The sequence below is a fragment of the Pseudomonas sp. S3_C06 genome, assembly GCF_054667675.1.
Map to the genome: position 1 here is coordinate 2,877,501 of NZ_CP162747.1, position 20,835 is coordinate 2,898,335.

The following is a 20,835-nucleotide window of genomic DNA, read 5'->3' on the forward strand; positions in this document are numbered from 1 at the left end:
TTTAGCCAGCAAACGCGGGATCCGCCGCATCACTGGCGGAATGCGCAGCACCAGAAGCACTACACCTATAAAGGCATAGATCGCCCACTCCTCGAGATCAGCACGCACGATCCACAGCATATGCAGCAAACCCAGACCCAGAATCACGTACACCAACCGATGCAACTTCTTCCAGCGCGAACCCAAACGACGTTGACTGTAGCGATTGGACGTCACCGCCAACGCCAACAGACCCAGGAAACCCAACGCCCCCACTATTATGTAGGGCCGCTTACGCAACTCGACTGCCAGCTGCGACCAATCGAAACCCAGAATAAATGCCATATAGCTGCACAGGTGCAAAACCACATAGGCAAAACACCAAAGCCCCAATTGCCGGCGTACAGCAATCCACCCCGCCCAGCCGGTGAGCTTCTGCATAGGCGTCATGCTCAAGGTGATCAGCAGCAGCACCAATGTTCCCAGCCCCAACCGATCCACCAACACCTTGCCAGGATCAGGTCCAAGCGAATCCTCGAGAGCCTGATAAAACCACAGCATCGGCCAGATAGCCGCCGCAATGAAAACGCCTATACGCCATAACGGAAATCGCATCAGTAGTTCTTCCGCAGATCGATCCCTGTATATAAAGAAGCGACTTCATCCGAGTAGCCGTTGAACATTTGCGTATCCCGCACATTTGGCTTGAACAGACTGTTCGGCAGACGCCGCTCGCGCGCCTGCGTCCAGCGCGGGTGATCAACTGTCGGGTTCACATTTGCATAGAAGCCGTACTCATCTGCCGCAATGCTCTGCCAGGTCGTCTTCGGCTGCTCGCTGACCAGACTGATACGCACGATGGATTTGACGCTCTTGAAGCCATACTTCCACGGCACCACCAAACGCAGCGGCGCGCCATTCTGGTTCGGCAACTCACGGCCATACATGCCTACCGCCAGAATCGCCAAGGGATTCATCGCCTCATCCAGTCGCAGACCTTCTACATAAGGCCAATCGATCAAGGCAAAACCAGAACGCTGGCCAGGCATGGTTTTGGGATCCTGCAAGGTTTCAAAGCGTATGTATTTGGCTTTGGACGTTGGCTCGACCTGCTTGAGCAGCGCCGAGATCGGAAAGCCAATCCACGGAATAACCATCGACCACGCCTCGACACAGCGCAAACGATAGATACGCTCCTCCAACTGGTAAGGCTTCATGAAGTCTTCCAGCGCATAGCGCCCTGGCTTACCCACCTCCCCGTCGATCACTACGCTCCATGGTTCGGTTTTCAGTGAGCCGGCATTAGCTGCCGGATCACCCTTGTCGGTTCCGAACTCATAGAAGTTGTTGTAATGGGTGGCGTCTTTATAAGGCGTGATCGCCTCATCCTTAACGTTGACCGCTCCCCATTTAGTAGAGGACAGCTTGTCGTTAAACCATGCAGGTGCCTTGCCCGGCTCGACATCGGCATACCGCGCCGCATCGTCGGCATTGGCCCAACGCGGCAGGCTGCTGACGGCGATACCGGCAGCAGTGGCCCCCAACAATTGGCGGCGAGAGAGATAAATGGCTTCAGGCGTGACATCCGACTCGTGGCAGTCGGACGCTTTGGGGACTTTGATCAACATGGCAACTCCGCAGGCTTTGGAGGACTGATGCACCCATAGACTGCGGAGTATGCGGGAAATTACATCACTCGGCTTTTTTGTGCCGACGAAGATGCAACAGGTACTGCACCGGGCCAGAAGCGGCGTAGGCGAGGAACACCAGCAGCAGAATGCGCGGTGGATCGCTGAAGACCACGGCGAACACCAGCACCACCGCAAGGATCGCCACGAACGGCACGCGACCTTTCAGATCCAGCTCCTTAAAGCTGTTGTACTTGATATTACTGACCATCAGCATGCCGGCCGCCGCAACCATCAGTGCGACCAGGAACGACATCTTCGAACCTTGAATGCCGTAATCGCTGAACGCCCAGACAATACCTGCAACCACACCGGCAGCCGCCGGACTGGCCAGACCGATGAAGTAGCGCTTGTCAGCCGTACCCACCTGAGTATTGAAGCGCGCCAGACGCAACGCCGCGCCCGCAACATAAATGAAGGCGACCATCCAGCCGACCTTGCCCATGTCACCCAGCGCCCAACCGAATGCCAGCAACGCCGGTGCAACGCCGAAAGCGACCATGTCCGACAGCGAGTCGTACTCGGCGCCGAAGGCACTTTGCGTATTGGTCATGCGCGCCACGCGACCGTCGAGGCCGTCGAGCACCATGGCGACGAATATCGCGATCGCGGCGAACGCGAAATACTTGCTCGCATTGGCTGAGTCGCCAGCGCTTAGAGCAGCCTGAGCGCTCATGGAGTTGATGATGGAATAAAACCCTGCGAACAGGTTCGCAGTGGTGAACAGATTCGGCAGCAGATAGATACCACGATGCCGGACTTTACGACCTTCTGCGTCGTGCCCTTCTTCGATGTGTTCATCGATGGGCAGCAGGCTTTCGGCGTCAGAAGCCTTGTTCGGCTCTTCGGGACGTTCGCTCATGGACATTACCTTGCAACGGTTTGGAGAAATTTCGACAGGTGCTTGAGGACGACAGTTCGGCCACAAACGCTGCAGCTTTATACCAGAACCACACGCTCAAACGAAAAAACGCGGCCGAGGCCGCGTTTTCCGTACAAGAAGGACGACTTAGTTTTTGGCTTTGTCGACGATCTTGTTGGCACCGATCCACGGCATCATGGAGCGCAGTTGCTCGCCGATGACTTCGATACCGTGAGCGGCGTTGTTACGACGCTTGGCGGTCATCGAAGGGTAGCCGGTTGCGCCTTCGCTGATGAACATTTTGGCGTATTCGCCATCCTGAATACGTTTCAGGGCGTTGCGCATGGCCTGACGGGACTCGGCGTTGATCACTTCCGGGCCAGTCACGTACTCGCCGTATTCGGCGTTGTTGGAGATCGAGTAGTTCATGTTGGCGATACCGCCTTCGTACATGAGGTCAACGATCAGCTTCAGTTCGTGCAGGCACTCGAAGTAGGCCATTTCCGGCGCGTAGCCAGCTTCAACCAGGGTTTCGAAACCGGCTTTTACCAGTTCAACGGTACCGCCGCACAGTACGGCTTGTTCGCCGAACAGGTCGGTTTCGGTCTCGTCCTTGAAAGTGGTTTCGATGATGCCGGTACGACCGCCACCAACACCTGCCGCGTAGGACAGTGCAACGTTTTTGGCGTTGCCCGAGGCGTCCTGGTAGATCGCGATCAGGTCAGGGATACCGCCACCCTTCACGAACTCGGAACGTACGGTGTGACCCGGAGCTTTCGGCGCGATCATGATCACGTCGAGGTCGGCACGCGGAACAACCTGGTTGTAATGGATCGCGAAGCCGTGGGAGAAGGCCAGGGTGGCGCCTTTCTTGATGTTCGGCTCGATTTCGTTTTTGTACAGGGAGGACTGGAACTCGTCCGGGGTCAGGATCATGACCAGGTCGGCAGCCGCAACAGCGGAAGCAACGTCGGTCACTTTCAGGCCGTGAGCTTCAGCTTTGGCAACGGTGGCCGAACCTTTACGCAGACCAACGGTAACGTCGACACCGGAGTCTTTCAGGTTGCACGCTTGGGCGTGGCCCTGGGAACCGTAACCGATGATGGCAACTTTCTTGCCCTGGATGATCGACAGGTCGCAGTCTTTATCGTAGAAAACTTTCATGAATTTCCCCTTTATATCCAGGCCGTTCAGGCCATTCGCTAATTTGGTTTAGATGCTGAGTACTTTGTCGCCGCGGGCAATGCCGGTCACGCCGCTACGGACGGTTTCCAGAATCGATGCGGTGCCGATGGACTGAATGAAGCTGTCGAGCTTGTCGCTGGTACCGGTCAATTGAACGGTATACACGCTGGCACTGACATCGACGATCTGTCCACGGTAAATATCGGTGGTGCGTTTGATCTCGGCGCGCTGGGCGCCAGTGGCCTTGACCTTGACCAGCATCAGCTCGCGCTCGATGTGAGCGCTTTCCGACAGGTCCACCAGCTTGACCACTTCGATCAGCTTGTTCAGGTTTTTGGTGATCTGCTCGATGACTTCATCGTGGCCCACAGTGGTCAGCGTCAGACGCGACAGGGTCGGGTCTTCGGTCGGGGCCACGGTCAGGCTTTCGATGTTGTAGTTGCGCTGCGAGAACAGGCCGACTACGCGAGACAAAGCGCCGGGTTCGTTTTCCAGAAGCAAGGAAATAATGTGCCGCATGATTAAGTACGCTCCGTCTTGCTCAGCCACATATCGCGCATCGAGCCGTCTTTGATCTGCATCGGATAGACGTGCTCGCTGGTGTCGACCGAAATATCGATCACGACCAGGCGATCCTTCATGGCGAACGCTTCTGCCATCTTCGACTTCAAATCTTTCGATTCGGTGATGCGTACGCCGACGTGGCCGTAGGCTTCAGCCAGCTTGACGAAGTCAGGCAGCGATTCCATGTAGGAGTGCGAGTGACGGCTGCCGTAGCTCATGTCCTGCCACTGACGCACCATCCCCAGAACACCGTTGTTCAGGATGACGATTTTGACTGGCAAGCCATACTGCAGGCAGGTCGACAGTTCCTGGATGTTCATCTGGATACTGCCTTCGCCGGTGACGCAGGCAACGTCGTCATCCGGGAAGCTCAACTTGATGCCCATGGCCGCCGGGAAACCGAAGCCCATGGTGCCCAGACCGCCGGAGTTGATCCAGCGATTCGGCTTGTTGAATGTGTAGTACTGCGCAGCGAACATCTGATGCTGACCCACGTCGGAGGTGATAAAGGCATCGCCCTTGGTCACTTCGCAAAGGGTTTCGATCACGGTCTGCGGCTTGATCAGGCTGCCGTCGCCCTTTTCATAAGGGAACAGGCCGCGATCACCGCGCCATTCATCCACCTGCTTCCACCAACTGGCCACGGACTCCTTGTTCGGGGTCTCGCCGATTTCCTTGAGGATCGCGACCATTTCGGTCAGGACGCTCTCGACCGGACCCACGATTGGCACGTCGGCCTTGATGGTCTTGGAAATCGAAGCCGGGTCGATGTCGATGTGGATGATCTTGGCGTTCGGGCAGAACTTCGCCGCGCCGTTGATCACGCGATCGTCGAAACGCGCGCCGACCGCGAGGATCACGTCAGCGTGGTGCATCGCCAGATTGGCGGTGTAGCTGCCGTGCATGCCGAGCATGCCGATGAACTGACGATCAGTCCCCGGGAAACCACCCAGGCCCATCAAGGTGTTGGTCACGGGCAGGTTAAGCATTTTCGCCAGTTCGGTCAGCGGTGCGGAACCGTTGCCGAGAATCACGCCGCCACCGGAGTACATGACCGGACGCTTGGCCGCCAGGAGCATTTCTGCTGCCTTGCGGATTTGCCCGGAGTGACCGCGAACGGCCGGGCTGTAGGAACGCAGCTTGGCTTTCTTCGGGAAGATGTATTCGAACTTCTCGGCCGGGTTGGTCATGTCTTTCGGGATATCGACCACGACCGGGCCCGGACGACCGGATTGCGCCAGGTAGAAGGCCTTCTTCATGACTTCCGGGATTTCCGAAGCGTGCTTGATCATGAAGCTGTGCTTCACGATCGGCCGGGAGATACCGATCATGTCGGTTTCCTGGAACGCGTCGGTGCCGACCATAGTGCTTGGCACCTGACCGGAAATGATCACCATTGGAATCGAGTCCATATAGGCGGTCGCGATACCGGTAATGGCGTTTGTGGCGCCAGGACCGGACGTCACCAATACCACGCCGGCTTTACCGGTGGCACGGGCATAACCGTCAGCCATATGGGTTGCGGCTTGTTCGTGACGAACCAGAATGTGAGTCACTTCCGGTTCTTTGAACAGGGCATCGTAAACATGCAGGAGAGCACCACCCGGGTACCCGTAGATATATTTGACGCCTTCGTCACGCAAAAAGCGGACGAGCATCTCACCGCCAGATAAAAGCTCCACGTTGTTCACCTCTAAAACGCCAGAATACCGTCCACAAAAAAGGGGCGGGTCTTAATAGGTTTACTTCTCGGCAGAGCATGAGCGACGGTGGTCGCCGACTACGTCAGCACTGACTGAGCAAGTATTGGGATCGTCCCAAGTGTTGCGGGCCTTTCCCACCCAGCGCGAGGTAACGCGTTGCGGGTGTAACAGGTCGGCGCGGATGTGCGCCTCATGATCTACCGAGTGGGTCTGCTTCTGGCAGTCCCTCTACAGCGGACTTTGGATTCTTCTGTTTCGCCCTCTCCAAGTCAAGTCGTCTATGTGGTTAATTGTGGGTAAGCACATGAGAACGCAAGAAAAAACCTGAAAACCGCTACTCTGTTAGTGTCAATTGCGCATTTTTGCCAAGGAATCAGCATGCGAACGCTCCTCCTTACTCTGCTGATCGGCCTCAGCCCGTGGTGCATGGCCGCTCAAATCTATAAATGGGTCGATGCTCAAGGCGTCACGCACTTTGATGCGCAGCCGCCGCAGGGTCAGCCATCGACGACAATGCAGACGCCCTCCTCGCCTCCGCCGAAACCGGCGGCAATGCCGGGCAGTGGCGTGCTTGGTGATCAGAAGGCGATTGATGACAAGGTGAAGAAACAGGTCGCCGACCAACAGGCACAGCTCAAGCAGTTTTGCGAGCAAGCACGCACGAATCTGGCGCAATTGCAGAACAATCCACGATTGAGGGAGGAAGTGGAGGGACAGTTGCGGAGGCTGAATGATGCGCAGCGGCAGGAGCGCATTGTCGAGGCGCAGAAGCAAATCGCGCAGAATTGTGAATAGACACCTGTAGGAGCTGCCGCAGGCTGCGATCTCTTGATTTTGCTTTCAAAAACAAGATCAAAAGATCGCAGCCTGCGGCAGCTCCTACCTATCCGGTGTCAGTCTGGCTCAGCGCGAGGCAGTGATCAGCAGGTCAAACTCTTTGAGCAGCACCTGCAACCGACGATCCTTGCCACCCAGGTTGCGCTGGGCGAAGACCATTTCAGCCATTTCCTGAATCCCCGAGGCATTCGGCAACGGCAGATCCTGCTCGAGGATCATCTTCATGCGAGGCAGGAAGATCCATTGCAGCCATTGCTCGAAGTCCAGCGTATCGACCGAAAACGGCTCGACACTGCTCAACGCTTCGGCCGACGGCGAAACTTCGTCCCACCAACCCTGAGTGCGCAGTTCACGCTCGATCAGCAATAGCTGATCGGCGATTTTCGGGAAACGAGCATCCATCACAGTGAAACCTTGGCCTTCTGACGGGCCAGAGCAGCACCGGCCGAGTCGCCTTGTTTCTCACGGGACTGGGCAATGATTTCCCACAGGTTGGCTTGCAGGTCCGGGCGACCGTTGGCCATGGTCAGCGCGCGGCGGGCAAACTGCTCGGCTTGCGGCGCATCACCTTGAGCCATGCGCACCTGCGCCAGGCGATAAAGCACTTGCGGCTCACGCGGCGCAACGCGCTGTGCACGTTCAAGGCTGGAAGACGCACCGTTGAGGTCGCCGCCGGCCTGCTGCTGTTGCGCGGTGGTCAGCAAAGCGAGAACCGGGCCGTCAAGTTGCTCATCGGCCGACAAGCCGCCACCACTGCTGGCGGAAGGAATCCCGCTTGGCGTGGATGGCATGCTGTAGCTGCCCGTGTTGACCGGCGCCGAGTCAACCGCTGAAGGGTTGTACGGGCCCGCCGTGATACCACCGGATGCAGGGCCCGGCACGATCGGCGAAGAGCTGATCGGCGCGGACGTTGTTGCGCCGCCACCCGGCACCATGACCACCACGCCGGTATCGCCTTGCGGAATCGCTTGAGTTTGCGCTTGCGCAGGACGCTTTACGGTTGTTTGACGGAAACCGCCATTGGCCGAAATGCGCTCGCTGTTGGACACCGCAGTACCGGAATCGACCACCGGAATCGAACCACGCTGTACGGTAGAGCAGCCGCTGAGCAAAGCCACGGCGGTCACCGCTGGAATCAACCACTTGTTCACTTGAAACCCTCTTTGCTTAATTCATCCAGCCCTTGACCCAATCCATCACCGACTCGCCGGAAGCAGGCGTTTCGCTTGCACAGGCAGCGCCGGGTGGCGGTTCGCTGCCGCGAATATACGGCATCTGTACCGCCCCCGGGCAGTTGGCATCGGAGCCCTGCCCGGTACGCGAATCGACCCATGCCTGCACGACGTTGTCCGGTTGCGGCATGTCCAGCGGCAGCGGATCGGCCTTGCGCATGAAACTGGTCCAGACCTGCAGCGCACCAGTGGCACCGGTGAACGGCGTCTTGCCATTGTCATCGCGGCCCAGCCAGACCACTGCCAGCAAGTCCTGACTGAAACCGGCGAACCAGCTGTCACGGGAATCGTTACTGGTACCGGTTTTGCCGGCCAGTGTCAGAGTCTTGGGCAGCACGTTATAAACCGAGCTGCCGGTACCTTCACGCATCACGCGCTGCATGGCGTTCTGGATCAGATAGATGGACGCCGGATCGAAACGCTGTTCGATCTGGAAAGGATAACGCTTGAGCGGTTCGCCCTCAGCGGTCAGCACGCTGCGAATCCCGCGCATCGGCGTATTGAAACCACCGTTGGCCAGCGTCTGGTACATGGTCGCGACTTCGATCGGGGTCATGCCACCGGCGCCCAGCAACATCGACGGGAATGCCGGGAACTCACGCGTCACGCCCAGACGACCCAAGGTCTTGAGCACGTTAGGCACGCCGACTTCCAGACCCAGACGCGAGGTCGACAGGTTGTAGGAATGCGCCAGGCCTTGATAGAGGAACACGGTACCGTGGGAGCGGCGGTCATAGTTCTGCGGTTTCCACACCTGACCGTTCGCGCCTTTGACCGACAACGGATCGTCGGACAGCCAACTGGTCAGTGTGTACTGGCTCGGTTTTTCCAGCGCGGTCAGATAAACCGCCGGTTTGATCAACGAACCGATCGGCCGCACCGCGTCCAGTGCGCGGTTGAAACCGGCATAACTGGCCTGACGGCTGCCGATCATCGCCTGGACTTCACCGGTTTCCGGATTGGTCACGACCATCGCCGCTTCGACATCATCGGAGCCTTTACGCCCGGACAGACGCTTAAAGGTGTCGTTGACCGACGCCTCGGCTTTCATCTGCAGGATCGGGTCGAAGCTGGTGAAGATGCGCAGGCCTTCTTCGGTCAAGTCTTCGTCGCGGTAGTCTTCACGCAACTGGCGCTTGACCAGATCGATGAAGCCGGGGAACGAGCTGTCGGCGAGCTTGCCGCGCGTGGTCACACCCAGTGGCATTTTCTTCGCCGCTTCGACCTGTTCGGCCGTCGCCACGCCTTGCTGCTCAAGCACATCGAGCACCAGGTTACGCCGCTCCAGCGCGCGCTCAGGATTGCGACGCGGGTTGTAGTAGGACGGACCTTTGACCATGCCGACCAGCATCGCCACCTGATGCAGCTTCAGCTCGGACAATGGCTGGCCAAAGAAGAACTGGCTGGCCAGACCGAAGCCGTGCACCGCACGTTGACCGTCCTGGCCGACAAAGACTTCATTGAGGTAGGCCTCAAGGATTTCCTTTTTGTCGTAATGCAGTTCCAGCAGCATCGCCATCATCGCTTCGGTGAGCTTGCGGCTCAGGCTGCGTTCGTTGGTCAGGTAGAAGTTTTTCACCAACTGCTGGGTCAGCGTACTGCCGCCCTGCGTCATCTTGCCGCCAGAGGTATTAACCCAGACTGCGCGGGCAATCGACTTCGGCGACACGCCCCAGTGGCTATAAAAGTCGCGGTCTTCGACAGCGATCAGGGTTTCGAGCAGATACGGCGGCACCTGATCGAGTTTGATCAGAATGCGGTCTTCGAGATTTTTCGGATAAATGCCGCCGATCATCAGCGGTTCAAGGCGCACCACGGACAGCTTCGACCCGTTGGTCGCCGACAGCTCAGCGACGTAATCACCAGAGAAACGCACGCGCACCGGCTGCGGTTTTTCCAGGCCTTCATAGAACTGGAAGCCACGGGTATTCAGATCGACCGTATTGCCACTGACGGCTGCGGCGCCGGGGCCATTGCTCACGGCTTCGCGGCGATAGCCGAGGGCATCGAGTTCGGTAAGGAAGTCGTCCTTGCTGAGCTTTTGTCCGACGAACAGCTCGAGCGGCCGCGCGTAAACCTTGGCCGGGATGGTCCAGCGCTTGCCGGAGAACTTCTCCTGCACCACGGCATCGAGGTAAACGGCGAAGCCGGCCAGCACCACAAGGCCGACCAGACTGAGTTTAATGGCCCAGCTCAACCATGGGCTGAGGCCCTTGGAGGGTGGTTTTTTCTTGGTACGGGGGGATCGAGTTCGAGTCATGGCGGCGGATTATACGCACTTTATTCATACTCAACAGGAGCGCTCCGAGGTTTGCGTCAGGCTGGCGAGCGGCCATAATGGCGACCTCGAATTTCCCCCAGTCTCTGAAGGATCGCCCGTGAGCCAGTCACTGATCGCTGCCCTGCAAAACCCGGCCCTCTACCCGCACCCTGTCGAAGGGTTTCAGGTCATCGAAACGCATATCTCGTGGGTGATCCTCACCGGTCCCTTCGCTTATAAAGTGAAAAAACCGGTTAACTTCGGCTTCCTCGACTTCACCGGCCTCGAATCACGCGCACATTTCTGCGCTGAAGAGCTGCGTCTGAACCAGCGCCTGACTGATGATTTGTATCTGGAAGTGTTGCCGGTAACTGGCAGCGTTGAAGCACCGCAACTGGGCGGCGACGGCCCGGCCATCGAATATGTGCTGAAAATGCGCCAGTTTCCGCAGACCGGTTTGCTCAGCACCCTGCAAGCCAACGGCGAGCTGACCACCCAGCACATCGACGAGATGGCGCAGCAGATCGCTCACTTCCACCTCACGGCGCCAAAAGTCCCCGCCGAACACGACGCAGGCACCCCGGACAGTGTGATGGCGCCGGTCTCGCAAAACTTCGAGCAGATCCTGCCGTTCCTCAGCGACAAAAACGATCTGCTGCAACTCGATGCACTGAAAGCCTGGGCCGAAAGCAGCTTCGAGCGTCTCAAGCCACTGTTCGCGCAACGCAAGGCCGAAGGTTTCACCCGTGAGTGCCACGGCGATATCCACCTGGGCAACGCCACGGTCATTGACGGCAAAGTGGTGATCTTCGACTGCATCGAGTTCAACGAACCGTTCCGCTTCACCGACGTCTGGGCCGATACCGGTTTCCTCGCGATGGACCTGGAAGACCGTGGCCTGAAATCCCTGGCTCGCCGCTTCATCAGCCAATACCTGGAGCAGACCGGCGATTATCAAGGTCTGGAAGTGCTGAACTTCTATAAAGCCTACCGCGCACTGGTTCGCGCCAAGGTTGCACTGTTCAGCATGCCGGCGGACGCGTCCCCGGTGCAGCGCGCCACCACCCTGCGCCAATACCGCAACTACGCCAACCTGGCCGAAAGCTACAGCACCATTCCTTCGCGTTTCATGGCGATCACTCACGGCGTTTCCGCTGTCGGCAAGAGCCACGTGGCCATGCGCCTGGTCGAAGCGCTGGGCGCGATTCGTCTGCGTTCGGACGTAGAACGCAAGCGTCTGTTCGGTGAGCAGACTGTTGCCAATGATGTGCAGGCCGGCATTTACAGCGCCGACGCCAGCGCCGCCACTTATGCGCGTCTGCATGAGATCGCGGAAGTGATCCTGCACGCCGGTTTCCCGGTGGTGATCGACGCGACTTACCTCAAACGCGAACAACGCGACAACGCGGCGAAGATCGCCGAAGCCACCGGCACGCCGTTCCTGATCCTCGACTGCAACGCGCCGCAAGCGGTGATCGAGAGCTGGCTGGCGATTCGTCAGGCGGACAAACAGGATCCGTCCGACGCCACACTGGCCGTGATCGAAGCGCAGCAGGCCAACCGCGAAGCGCTGACACCAGAAGAAATTCTGCGCAGCAAACGCGTGCAGACCAATGAATCCGGAACCCTGGACACCGTGGTCGCGCAGATCCGTCAGCGCTTGCCGGGCCTGTAAGAAACTATTTCGGCCGTGAAGCCCTCGCTTGCTTCACGGCCGTCAAATAGTGGCACTATACTGGCGTCATAAAACCAACGGTGATATGACATGAGCCAGCCGAAACTTCTCGACACCCCGCTGTATGCCTTGCTGCACAAAGACGACATCACAGGCTTCAACAAGGAGCGTGCACAGGACGGCCCGATCGATATGGTCGGTGGCGATTTCCGTGGTCTCGATCTGCGTGAACTGAATGCCGATGGCGTGGATTTCCGGGACGCGTACTTCCGATCCGCCGATTTGCGCGGCATCGATTTCCGTAACGCATCGCTGGAAGGTGCAAGCCTGGCCCATGCGCAGATTTCCGGGGCGTACTTCCCGCCGGAGCTGAGTGCCGACGAGATTCTGATGTCGATGAATTTCGGTACGCGGTTGCGTTATCGCACCCGCTGATATAACCATCTAGCGCCTGCCCCTGTAGGAGTGAGCCTGCTCGCGATAGCGGTTTAACATTCAACACATTTGTGCCTGGCAGTCCGCTATCGCGAGCAGGCTCACTCCTACATTGATATGTGTGTTTCCCCCTCCTTTCTGCGTTCGCAGCCCTTTTCTTAGAAGCGTTTGCGTTGAATCCGACCAAACAACCACGCTTTTCCTACTGATGGCTACACTCCTGAGAAGCTCGCCCACGCACCATTCGGCCGTCGCAAGGAGGCTTGATGAATGATGAACTGCAACACCTGAAGAATCTTGGCAAGACGTCGGCGCAATGGCTGCATGCCGTGGGCATCCACAGCGCCTCCGACTTGCGTCGCCTGGGCGCGGTGGACGCCTACCGGGCCGTGCGTACCCGCGGGTTTCGCGCATCGAAGGTGTTGTTGTATGCGATCGAAGGCGCGCTGATGGATGTGCACTGGAACGACATCCCCGCCGAACGCAAGGACGCCCTGAACAAACAGCTTGAAGCCATCTCCTCGCGCCACAAGAACTGAACGGGCATAGACCGTCATGTATTTACTGGGGGAACAATCGGCTCACGTCGATGCCTTGATCAACCGTTTGCAGAGCTTGCCCGCGCTGTGGCTGCGCGATCTGTTGCCTTGCGGGCCGGTTCTGCAACTTGAAGCGACGGACGATCTGATACCGCAGTTACCCGCTGATCAGTTGTTTCTGCTCAATGACGGTGTGATCAATGGCTGCATCGGAACCCGGCCACTGTTTTATTGGCAGGAGGGCGATGTGATCGGCCTTCAGCAGGGAGACGACTGGACGGATTGCCGCTTATGCAGTGAGGGCACGTTACGTTTGACGCCCTATCGACGTCCGGAAGTCTTCCAGCATTTATTTGCTGACTCTCGTCGGGCAGAACAGTTTCTCGAGTATCTGCTGGGGCAAGTGGCGATCCTTGCCCATGCTGTCGCGGAACTGAAGCCGCGAGAGTTTCGCAGTACCAACGGTTTTAAACGGGTTGAGGCGGGGGAAACACTGATCAACCAGGGTGACGCTGCTGACCATGTGTTTGTGATCATCGATGGGCATGCCGAGGCGTTTGTGGACGGACTTAAGGTGGGAGACGTGGCCAAGGACGAGATTTTCGGGGCCATGGCCGTGTTTACCGGCGAGCTGCGCAATGCCACGGTCATTGCCCGGGAGCCAAGTACGGTGATGCTGATTCCCGGTGAGCAATTCTTGAGCATGACCCGCACCAATCCAAAGATCGCACACAGCCTGATCGAGAGCATGGCCCGACGAATCGGCCAACTGAACAAGCAAGTCACCCAATTGAGCGCAAACAAAAGCTAAGGCCACGCCCCTTGTTTTCGAGCCATTGCGGCCATTTCCAAGTCTAATTCAAAGAAATGAGAAAACAGTTGTTGACGCGGTAATGAGAATCGCTATGATTATCACAACTGGTCGCGAGATCAGTCGATATTCTGAAAAGCCCTTGGTTCGGACTCTCAGATTATCTCCTCATCAGGCTAATCACGGTTATTTGACCCGGTTTTTACCGGGTCTTTTTTTTGCCTGTAGAAAAGTCATTTGCCGAACTGTTTGCGCATCTGCTCGCAGTAATCCTGCTTTGGTGTAGCAGGCGTATACCAAACGTAATCAGCCATCACCGCGGTCACTTCGCCGCCCTGCTCTGCCAGCATCAGCACTGTCGGTGACTCAGTGGCGCCCAAATCCACAACGTGCAGCGGCACGCCAACATCCTTGCGCGCATGCCACGCACCGGCCAGCAACAGAGCAGGTTTCGGTGCAGCCAACATGCGTTCGGCCATCCGCCGATCACGCTGTTGCTGAACGGCGAGCATCGCCGGCATCTGTGATTCAGGCAGTAAACCGCAGTGAGATTCTGCGATCTGTTCCAGCAGCGTTTCTTTCACCGACGGCACGTTACTGTACGCACCGTTCAGAACGGGTGGATTGCGGTAAAAGGCGCGGATTTCGCTGCTTTCAAGATTGGCCGCCAGCAGCGGATAAGTTTGCGTAAGGGCGAAACGAATGATCGGGCCATAAAGGTTCCAGTCCCAGCCATCCTGCCAAGCCAATGCGCCAGGGAGGTCAGCGGGTGGCGTTGTCGCCTGGCGCACTAGATCAACGCGAGGCTGCTGATCCGGCGTGAGCATTTCCAGTAGCAGACTGCCCTGCGGCCGCTGCTCACCGAGTGAGCGCAACAACCACAATTGCGCGGCGTGATGGTCGGCATTGTCATGCTGCTCGCCGATGATCAACCGCTCAGGCGCAGCCAAGCGCTTCAACAACTGCTGCGCCGTCAGCACCTCACCGCTGTGCAGATCGCGAATCTCGCCACTGACCGGCGGTGGCGGCACAGCATGCTGACACCCCGCAAGCAACACCACCGCCAACAGCCACAACACACGCATGCCATCACCTCGATGTTCAGTCAGCGGGCGATAATCAGCGGATGCCCACGCTCCGGGTGCGGCTGCACCAACACTTCGAGACCAAATACGGCCTGGAGCGTGTCCGGTCGCAAAACCTGCTGCGGTGTATCCAACGCCACCGGGCGACCGCCTTCGAGCAGCAGAATGCGATCACAATAACGCGCCGCCAGATTCAGATCATGCAGGATCACCAACACCGCCGCGCCACGATCGGCAAACTCGCGCACAGCCTGCAGCGTAGTGTGCTGATGCAGCGGATCAAGCATTGACGTCGGCTCATCCAACAGCAACGTCTGCCCGGCCTGACCCGGCCACAATTGCGCCAGCACCCGCGCCAGATGCACACGCTGCCGTTCGCCACCGGACAGCGCCAGATAACTGCGCCCGCTCAAGTGTCCGGCATCCGCCGCGGCCAAAGCCGCCGCGATGATTTCGTCGTCACGCACCCGACCGCTTTGATAAGGCAAGCGGCCCATGCCGACCACTTCTTCAACGCGAAAGGCGAAATCCAGGGTCGACACTTGTGGCAACACCGCCAATCGTTGCGCACGCTGCGGGCCAGACCATTGACTCAATGCCTGCCCGTCGAGCGAAACCTCGCCCGCACTCGCCGCCAACTCACCGCACAAGGCGCCCAGCAAGGTACTTTTGCCAGCGCCGTTCGGCCCAAGCACACCGAGCACTTCGCCCGGTTCAAGTTGCAGCGTTACATCGCTGAGCACTGCCTTGCGCCCACGCTGGATGTGCAAATTTTGCGCACGCAACATCAGGCGCGTCCTCGCAGCAGCAGATAAAGGAAGAACGGCGCACCGATAAACGCGGTGACAATACCGATCGGCAACTCCGCCGGCGCCAGCGCCAAACGCGCGACCAGATCAGCCAACAGCAACAGGCTTGCACCCGCCAGCACCGAAGCCGGCAGCAGCACTTTGTGATCCGGCCCCGCCAGCAACCGCACCAGGTGCGGCACCACCAGCCCGACAAAACCGATCATGCCCGCTGCTGCCACCGCTGCGCCAACACCCAGCGCCGTGCAGAACACCAGTTCACGCTTGAGCCGCTCGACATCAATGCCCAAATGCCCAGCCTCGGACTCCCCGAGCAGCAAGGCATTCAGCGCTTTGGCGCGACGTGGCAACCACAACGCCACGCCGGCGCTGATGATCAGCAAGGGCCACAGCCGCGCGTAACTGGCGCCGTTGAGACTGCCGAGGTTCCAGAACGTCAGCGTGCGCAGGGTCGCGTCATCCGCCAGATAAGTGAACAGGCCGACCGCCGAACCGGCCAGCGCGGTCAGGGCAATACCCGCAAGCAACATGGTCGCCACATTGGTCTGACCGTTACGGCGACCGAGGCGATAAACCAGCGCCGTCACCCCGAGGCCGCCGAGGAACGCGCAGGCCGACAGCAGATACGGCCCGAACCACTCCGGCAAGCCACCAAAAAACGAACCACCGACAATCGCAATCGCCGCACCCAGCGCTGCGCCGCTGGAAACCCCCACCAGCCCTGGATCCGCCAGTGGATTACGGAACAAACCCTGCATCGCCACACCGGACAGCGCCAGCACACCGCCAACCGCCAACCCGAGCAAGGTTCGCGGCAGACGAATCTGCCCGAGGATCAGCTCAGCCTGCTCCAGACCGTCCGGCGCCAGCGGCACGCCGAGCATGCGCAACGCTGCGCGCAACGTATCGAACAGCGGCAGGCTCACCGGCCCCAGCGCCAATGACAGCCAGATCGCCAGCAGACAGAGAAGCGTCAGGCCAATGAACAAGCCACGGGGTTTGACCAATGTGGTCATTGGCCGCTCTTGGTCGGGTAGAAACCGTCAGACAGGGTTTTCAGCGCTGCCGGCAAGCGTGGTCCAAGACCACCAACCAACAGGGTCGGGTCCAGTTCCAGCACTCGGCCGGCTTTGGCCGCGCGACTTGAATTGAGAATCGGGTTTTCCTTGAACAGCGCCGCTTTCGCCGCGTCTCCGGTCAATGCACGGTCGGCGAATACCAACACTTCAGGATCGAGACTGGCGAGGGATTCCACGGAAAACGGTTTGTAACCGGTATGCGTCGCCAGGTTATGCCCGCCCGCCTGCTGCAGCAGCCAGTCGGCAGCGGTGTTCTTGCCGGCGATCAATGGCTTGCCACCGGCATGCCCGAGCAACAACAGCACACCCGGCGTTTTTTGTTTGGTTTGCACCTGAACCACCCGTGCCTTCTGCGCATCGAGTTGCTGTTGATAACTTTGCAGTAGCTGCTTTGCCTGGGCTTCTGTGCCGAGCAACTGGCCCAGATGGGTGACGTTTTTCTCCAGTGTCGGCAGATCCGGCTGAGCCGAGAACAACTCCACCTGAACCTTGGCGGCCTTGACCTGTGACAGCACCGGCGGCGGGCCCATTTCTTCGGTACCGATAAGAATGTCCGGGCGCAGACTGAGAATGCCCTCAGCGGAAAGGCTGCGCTGATAACCAATGCTCGGCAGCGCCTTCAACGACTCCGGATGCTGGCTGGTGGTATCAACGCCGACCAGCTTCGACTCGCCGCCCAACGCACTGACCCATTCCGACAGCGCACCGCCGGCGCTGACCCAACGTTGCGGCAAATCGGCCGCGGCAGCCTGATGGCTGACGAACAGTCCGGCACACAGCACAACAACGCGAGTACTCAGGCGCATACACAGCTTCCTTGAAAGACGTTTTTCCCGGGCATCCGGATGGCAGGCCAAGTATCCTCGCCCCTGCCAGCCGCCCTGCGGACGAAGGCCGCCATTTGATAATTGTTTGCATTTAAACGTCAAGCTCGGACATATCCAGACACGAGCGGACATTAGAGGATAGCCATGAAGTTTCTCTGCACGGGCACTGAACTCGCCGAAGCGGCCAGCCGTGGCTTTGAAGTCGACGGGAACAAGCTGTTCGCCGTGCGCCGCAATGGGCAAGCGTACGTTTATCTCAATCGCTGCCCGCACCGGGGCGTTGGTCTTGAATGGCATCCCGACCAATTTCTCGACCCAAGCAACAGCCTGATCCAGTGCGCCACCCACGGCGCACTGTTTCTGATCGAGGACGGTGAATGCGTCGCCGGGCCTTGCGCCGGGCAATCACTCACCGCCATTGCGTGCCGGGAAGACGCGCAAGGCTTGTGGATCGATGTTTAACCGTTGAGCAGCACGTCGAGACGCCGGTCGATGACCATCTCTTCATGGTTCAAGCGAACGCCGTAAGCCAGCACTTCAACACCACACGCCACCGCTTCACGCAGCGCCTCGGCGTAGGCCGAGTCGATCTCCTCGGCCGGTCGCACCGCTTCAATTGCGCTCAGATTGACGCAATACAACTGCACCGCCCGGATCCCGTCCCGAGCCAGATGTGCCAACTCCCGCAGATGCTTGGCACCACGCTGGGTCACGGCATCGGGAAACGCCGCTACTGCCGTTCCGTCGAAGCCCAGGGTGACGCTTTTCACTTCCACATACGCCGGGCCGCTTGGGTATTCGAGGCGAAAATCGATGCGGCTTTTTTCCTGCCCGTAGGCCACTTCGCGCTTCAACGCGGTAAAGCCGTTCAACTCAGTGATAACGCCAGCCTGCAACGCCTCCTCAACCAAACCGTTGGCCCGGGCGGTATTCACGCAAAACAAGCGGCCCTGCGGGGTTTCACCAATTTCCCAAGTGCCCGGTAATTTGCGTTTCGGGTCATTGGAGCGGCTGAACCAGACCTGTCCGCCCTCGACCTGACAATTGAGCATCGAACCGGTGTTCGGGCAGTGAATGGTCAGCAACTCGCCGCCAACGGTTTCGATATCGGCGAGAAAACGCTTGTAACGACGGATCAATCGCGCCTCTTCCAGAGGGGGATAAAAGCGCATCAGCCTTGCCAGCTCTTCAAGCCACGTGCGATGCGCTCCACCGCCTCCTGTAGGCGAGGGAGGTTTTGCGTGTAGGCAAAACGCACATGGTGACCGGCCTGATAGCGACCGAAATCCAGCCCCGGCGTGAACGCGACATGTTCGGTTTCGAGGAAATGTCGGCAGAACGCGAAGGCATCGCCGCCGAACTGGCTGATATCGGCGTACAAATAGAACGCGCCCTCAGGCTCCACGGCGATGTTGAAACCCAACTCGCGCAGGGCCGGCAGGAGGAAATCCCGACGACGGCCGAATTCCGCGCGGCGCTCTTCCAGAATCAAGAGGGTGTCCGGCTCGAAACAGGCCAACGCCGCGTACTGCGCCATGCTCGGCGCGCTGATGTAGAGGTTCTGCGCCAGTTTTTCCAACTCGCTGACCGCCGCATCCGGTGCTACCAGCCAGCCCAGGCGCCACCCGGTCATGCCGAAATACTTGGAGAAACTGTTCAACACAAAAGCGTTGTCATCGACTTCCAGCACGCTGGCGGCATCGGTGCCGTACGTCAGGCCGTGATAGATCTCGTCCACCACCAGATGTCCATGCTTAGCCTTGATGGCTGTGGATAACCCGGCCAGTTCATCGCGAGTCAGAATCGTGCCAGTCGGGTTGGCTGGCGAGGCGACCAGTGCGCCGACGCTGTCGTGATCCCAATGGCGCTCGACCAGATCCGGGGTCAGCTGATAGCGCACGTCCGGACCTACAGGAACGAGCTGCGCCGCGCCTTCGACCAAACGCAGGAAGTGCCGGTTGCACGGGTAGCCCGGATCCGCCAGCAGCCAGTGTTTGCCGGGATCGACCAGCAGCGCGCTAGCCAACAGCAATGCACCGGAGCCACCCGGCGTGATCAGAATCCGTCGTGGATCGATGTTCAAGCCATAACGCGATTGATAAAACCCGGCAATCGCCTCGCGCAGCTCCGGAATGCCGCGCGCGGCGGTGTAGCGCGTCTTGCCTGCCGTCAGTGCCGCTTGCCCGGCACGGATGATCGGCTCGGCGGTGGTGAAGTCCGGCTCGCCGATCTCCAGATGGATCACATCGTGGCCTTCAGCCTGCAATTCATTGGCCCGCGCCAGCAGCGCCATCACATGAAACGGTTCGATCGCACGACTGCGCGCACTGTAGGGCTGAGCCATTGGTTTTCCTTCGGCAGGGAAAAAGAGACGATTCTACCCATCTGCCGGAACGAGCGAGAACCCGCAGCGGTCACAGCCTCAAGAACGCTGGACTGTAACGATATGAGCGTACGCTCCAGGATTGACTAAAATCAGTGATTGAACAGGTCTTCAACACCACCAGACACGGCTTGCCAAACATTTGCAAGCGCCACCCGCCGGGGCCTCGACATCCGGGAGTAGCGCAGGCCGATTTGATCTGGTAAGTTCGCCCGCTTGCAGCCGCAGGGCCGGCAGGTGTCGGTGATGGAGCAATCCTGCGCAATGGATTACAAGAGTAGAGGCGGTCCATTTCATGCCCACCCAAGCAAAGCAACAGCAGCAAACGACGATCAGCGGTTTCGAACCTTACGTTCCGAAAGCCGGTGAAGAGTACATGGGCGCCCCGATGCGTGCGCACTTCACCAAGATCCTGAACAAGTGGAAACAGGACTTGATGCAGGAAGTCGACCGTACTGTTGATCACATGAAGGATGAAGCGGCCAACTTCCCTGACCCGGCCGACCGTGCCAGTCAGGAAGAAGAATTCGCCCTCGAGCTGCGCGCCCGCGACCGCGAGCGCAAGTTGATCAAGAAGATCGACAAGACGCTTGAACTGATCCAGGACGAAGAATACGGCTGGTGCGAATCCTGCGGCATCGAGATCGGCGTCAAGCGCCTCGAAGCCCGTCCTACTGCGGATCTGTGCATCGACTGCAAGACCCTGGCGGAAATCAAGGAAAAGCAGGTCGGCAAGTAATCTCGACCTGAACGAAAAACGGAGCGTGCGAACGCTCCGTTTTTGTTTCTGCCTTTTGCCTTTTGCCTTTTGTAGGAGTGAGCCTGCTCGCGATAGCGGTGGGTCGGTCAATATCGGTGTTGAATGTCACACCGCTATCGCGA

The 20,835-nt window shown here is 58.8% G+C and carries 22 protein-coding genes (1 of these 22 cut by a window edge); 7 read left to right on the forward strand and 15 right to left on the reverse strand.

What is annotated here, in order from left to right; genetic code table 11:
• The 6 genes from msrQ to AB4N44_RS12655 all read right to left on the reverse strand — a co-directional run.
• Window positions 1-594: the 5' portion of a protein-methionine-sulfoxide reductase heme-binding subunit MsrQ gene (gene msrQ, locus AB4N44_RS12630; protein WP_460108773.1), read on the reverse strand. It extends 30 nt beyond the left edge of the window; the window shows 594 of its 624 coding nt (coding positions 1-594); the start codon lies at window positions 592-594; the stop codon falls past the left edge of the window.
• Entirely contained in the window at window positions 594-1,607 is a 1,014-nt protein-coding gene (gene msrP / locus AB4N44_RS12635; protein ID WP_460108772.1) for a protein-methionine-sulfoxide reductase catalytic subunit MsrP, read from the reverse strand. Before msrP ends, msrQ begins: the two co-directional genes overlap by 1 nt.
• A 64-nt stretch (window positions 1,608-1,671) precedes the next feature.
• Window positions 1,672-2,529 (reverse strand): CDP-diacylglycerol--serine O-phosphatidyltransferase, encoded by an 858-nt coding sequence (pssA, locus tag AB4N44_RS12640; protein WP_016983477.1) that lies wholly within the window; start codon window positions 2,527-2,529, stop codon window positions 1,672-1,674.
• A gap of 147 nt (window positions 2,530-2,676) precedes the next feature.
• The gene (gene ilvC, locus AB4N44_RS12645) at window positions 2,677-3,693 is read right to left on the reverse strand and encodes a ketol-acid reductoisomerase (protein ID WP_007909969.1); all 1,017 of its coding nucleotides are present in this window, start codon (window positions 3,691-3,693) and stop codon (window positions 2,677-2,679) included.
• Between the two features lie 48 nt (window positions 3,694-3,741).
• Entirely contained in the window at window positions 3,742-4,233 is a 492-nt protein-coding gene (gene ilvN, locus AB4N44_RS12650; protein WP_003176102.1) for an acetolactate synthase small subunit, read from the reverse strand.
• A 2-nt stretch (window positions 4,234-4,235) separates the two neighbouring features.
• On the reverse strand, window positions 4,236-5,960 hold the full coding sequence (locus AB4N44_RS12655) for an acetolactate synthase 3 large subunit (RefSeq protein WP_093434972.1): 1,725 nt from the start codon (window positions 5,958-5,960) through the stop codon (window positions 4,236-4,238).
• 399 nt (window positions 5,961-6,359) lie between these two features.
• Between AB4N44_RS12655 and AB4N44_RS12660 the strand changes: the two genes are divergently transcribed.
• Window positions 6,360-6,776: a DUF4124 domain-containing protein gene (locus AB4N44_RS12660; protein ID WP_127929789.1), complete on the forward strand. Its 417-nt coding sequence runs from the start codon at window positions 6,360-6,362 to the stop codon at window positions 6,774-6,776.
• Window positions 6,777-6,884: 108 nt separating this feature from the next.
• On the opposite strand, the gene AB4N44_RS12665 is transcribed toward AB4N44_RS12660, so the two are convergent.
• From AB4N44_RS12665 to mrcB, 3 genes are read right to left on the reverse strand one after another with little or no spacing between them, the layout of a single operon-like run.
• Complete coding sequence (locus tag AB4N44_RS12665) at window positions 6,885-7,220, reverse strand: YqcC family protein (RefSeq protein WP_127929790.1); 336 nt, start codon at window positions 7,218-7,220, stop codon at window positions 6,885-6,887.
• On the reverse strand, window positions 7,220-7,969 hold the full coding sequence (locus AB4N44_RS12670) for a tetratricopeptide repeat protein (RefSeq protein WP_127929791.1): 750 nt from the start codon (window positions 7,967-7,969) through the stop codon (window positions 7,220-7,222). The genes AB4N44_RS12665 and AB4N44_RS12670 overlap by 1 nt, the downstream gene beginning before the upstream one ends.
• A 16-nt stretch (window positions 7,970-7,985) precedes the next feature.
• Complete coding sequence (mrcB, locus tag AB4N44_RS12675; protein ID WP_127929792.1) at window positions 7,986-10,310, reverse strand: penicillin-binding protein 1B; 2,325 nt, start codon at window positions 10,308-10,310, stop codon at window positions 7,986-7,988.
• A gap of 118 nt (window positions 10,311-10,428) precedes the next feature.
• Here mrcB and AB4N44_RS12680 point away from each other — a divergent pair, with 118 nt between their 5' ends.
• From AB4N44_RS12680 to AB4N44_RS12695, 4 genes are all read left to right on the forward strand, one after another.
• The gene (locus AB4N44_RS12680; protein WP_095121812.1) at window positions 10,429-11,985 is read left to right on the forward strand and encodes a bifunctional aminoglycoside phosphotransferase/ATP-binding protein; all 1,557 of its coding nucleotides are present in this window, start codon (window positions 10,429-10,431) and stop codon (window positions 11,983-11,985) included.
• Between the two features lie 90 nt (window positions 11,986-12,075).
• A complete protein-coding gene (locus tag AB4N44_RS12685; protein WP_127929793.1) occupies window positions 12,076-12,420 on the forward strand; it encodes a pentapeptide repeat-containing protein in 345 nt (114 codons plus the stop codon).
• 266 nt (window positions 12,421-12,686) lie between these two features.
• A complete protein-coding gene (locus AB4N44_RS12690; protein ID WP_003228231.1) occupies window positions 12,687-12,959 on the forward strand; it encodes a TfoX/Sxy family protein in 273 nt (90 codons plus the stop codon).
• A gap of 16 nt (window positions 12,960-12,975) precedes the next feature.
• A complete protein-coding gene (locus AB4N44_RS12695; protein ID WP_127929794.1) occupies window positions 12,976-13,770 on the forward strand; it encodes a Crp/Fnr family transcriptional regulator in 795 nt (264 codons plus the stop codon).
• Window positions 13,771-14,003: 233 nt separating this feature from the next.
• Here AB4N44_RS12695 and AB4N44_RS12700 read toward each other — a convergent pair whose 3' ends face one another.
• From AB4N44_RS12700 to AB4N44_RS12715, 4 genes are read right to left on the reverse strand one after another with little or no spacing between them, the layout of a single operon-like run.
• Complete coding sequence (locus AB4N44_RS12700) at window positions 14,004-14,855, reverse strand: ChaN family lipoprotein (RefSeq protein WP_150751679.1); 852 nt, start codon at window positions 14,853-14,855, stop codon at window positions 14,004-14,006.
• Between the two features lie 20 nt (window positions 14,856-14,875).
• Complete coding sequence (locus AB4N44_RS12705; RefSeq protein ID WP_460108769.1) at window positions 14,876-15,643, reverse strand: heme ABC transporter ATP-binding protein; 768 nt, start codon at window positions 15,641-15,643, stop codon at window positions 14,876-14,878.
• A complete protein-coding gene (locus tag AB4N44_RS12710) occupies window positions 15,643-16,626 on the reverse strand; it encodes a FecCD family ABC transporter permease (protein ID WP_177413920.1) in 984 nt (327 codons plus the stop codon). Before AB4N44_RS12710 ends, AB4N44_RS12705 begins: the two co-directional genes overlap by 1 nt.
• Window positions 16,627-16,676: 50 nt before the next feature.
• The gene (locus AB4N44_RS12715; protein WP_460108767.1) at window positions 16,677-17,549 is read right to left on the reverse strand and encodes a heme/hemin ABC transporter substrate-binding protein; all 873 of its coding nucleotides are present in this window, start codon (window positions 17,547-17,549) and stop codon (window positions 16,677-16,679) included.
• Window positions 17,550-17,714: 165 nt separating this feature from the next.
• Between AB4N44_RS12715 and AB4N44_RS12720 the strand changes: the two genes are divergently transcribed.
• Window positions 17,715-18,032 (forward strand): Rieske (2Fe-2S) protein, encoded by a 318-nt coding sequence (locus AB4N44_RS12720; protein WP_127929798.1) that lies wholly within the window; start codon window positions 17,715-17,717, stop codon window positions 18,030-18,032.
• Here AB4N44_RS12720 and sfsA read toward each other — a convergent pair.
• Both sfsA and AB4N44_RS12730 read right to left on the reverse strand, forming a co-directional pair.
• A complete protein-coding gene (gene sfsA, locus AB4N44_RS12725) occupies window positions 18,029-18,742 on the reverse strand; it encodes a DNA/RNA nuclease SfsA (protein WP_150751682.1) in 714 nt (237 codons plus the stop codon). The two genes, AB4N44_RS12720 and sfsA, sit on opposite strands and share 4 nt — an antisense overlap.
• Complete coding sequence (locus AB4N44_RS12730; protein ID WP_150751683.1) at window positions 18,742-19,914, reverse strand: pyridoxal phosphate-dependent aminotransferase; 1,173 nt, start codon at window positions 19,912-19,914, stop codon at window positions 18,742-18,744. Before AB4N44_RS12730 ends, sfsA begins: the two co-directional genes overlap by 1 nt.
• 334 nt (window positions 19,915-20,248) lie before the next feature.
• On the opposite strand from AB4N44_RS12730, the gene dksA reads away from it, so the two are divergent.
• The gene (gene dksA, locus AB4N44_RS12735; protein ID WP_064118688.1) at window positions 20,249-20,692 is read left to right on the forward strand and encodes an RNA polymerase-binding protein DksA; all 444 of its coding nucleotides are present in this window, start codon (window positions 20,249-20,251) and stop codon (window positions 20,690-20,692) included.
• Window positions 20,693-20,835: the final 143 nt, after the last annotated feature.

Excerpts from the sequence above, each read along its gene's own strand:
- msrP (WP_460108772.1), bottom strand. The coding sequence starts at position 1,607 with ATGTTGATCAAAGTCCCCAAAGCGTCCGACTGCCACGAGTCGGATGTC.
- pssA (WP_016983477.1), bottom strand. The coding sequence starts at position 2,529 with ATGAGCGAACGTCCCGAAGAGCCGAACAAGGCTTCTGACGCCGAAAGC.
- ilvC (WP_007909969.1), bottom strand. The coding sequence starts at position 3,693 with ATGAAAGTTTTCTACGATAAAGACTGCGACCTGTCGATCATCCAGGGC.
- ilvN (WP_003176102.1), bottom strand. The coding sequence starts at position 4,233 with ATGCGGCACATTATTTCCTTGCTTCTGGAAAACGAACCCGGCGCTTTG.
- AB4N44_RS12660 (WP_127929789.1), top strand. The coding sequence starts at position 6,360 with ATGCGAACGCTCCTCCTTACTCTGCTGATCGGCCTCAGCCCGTGGTGC.
- AB4N44_RS12665 (WP_127929790.1), bottom strand. The coding sequence starts at position 7,220 with ATGGATGCTCGTTTCCCGAAAATCGCCGATCAGCTATTGCTGATCGAG.
- mrcB (WP_127929792.1), bottom strand. The coding sequence starts at position 10,310 with ATGACTCGAACTCGATCCCCCCGTACCAAGAAAAAACCACCCTCCAAG.
- AB4N44_RS12685 (WP_127929793.1), top strand. The coding sequence starts at position 12,076 with ATGAGCCAGCCGAAACTTCTCGACACCCCGCTGTATGCCTTGCTGCAC.
- AB4N44_RS12690 (WP_003228231.1), top strand. The coding sequence starts at position 12,687 with ATGAATGATGAACTGCAACACCTGAAGAATCTTGGCAAGACGTCGGCG.
- AB4N44_RS12695 (WP_127929794.1), top strand. The coding sequence starts at position 12,976 with ATGTATTTACTGGGGGAACAATCGGCTCACGTCGATGCCTTGATCAAC.
- AB4N44_RS12700 (WP_150751679.1), bottom strand. The coding sequence starts at position 14,855 with ATGCGTGTGTTGTGGCTGTTGGCGGTGGTGTTGCTTGCGGGGTGTCAG.
- AB4N44_RS12705 (WP_460108769.1), bottom strand. The coding sequence starts at position 15,643 with ATGTTGCGTGCGCAAAATTTGCACATCCAGCGTGGGCGCAAGGCAGTG.
- AB4N44_RS12715 (WP_460108767.1), bottom strand. The coding sequence starts at position 17,549 with ATGCGCCTGAGTACTCGCGTTGTTGTGCTGTGTGCCGGACTGTTCGTC.
- AB4N44_RS12720 (WP_127929798.1), top strand. The coding sequence starts at position 17,715 with ATGAAGTTTCTCTGCACGGGCACTGAACTCGCCGAAGCGGCCAGCCGT.
- sfsA (WP_150751682.1), bottom strand. The coding sequence starts at position 18,742 with ATGCGCTTTTATCCCCCTCTGGAAGAGGCGCGATTGATCCGTCGTTAC.
- AB4N44_RS12730 (WP_150751683.1), bottom strand. The coding sequence starts at position 19,914 with ATGGCTCAGCCCTACAGTGCGCGCAGTCGTGCGATCGAACCGTTTCAT.
- dksA (WP_064118688.1), top strand. The coding sequence starts at position 20,249 with ATGCCCACCCAAGCAAAGCAACAGCAGCAAACGACGATCAGCGGTTTC.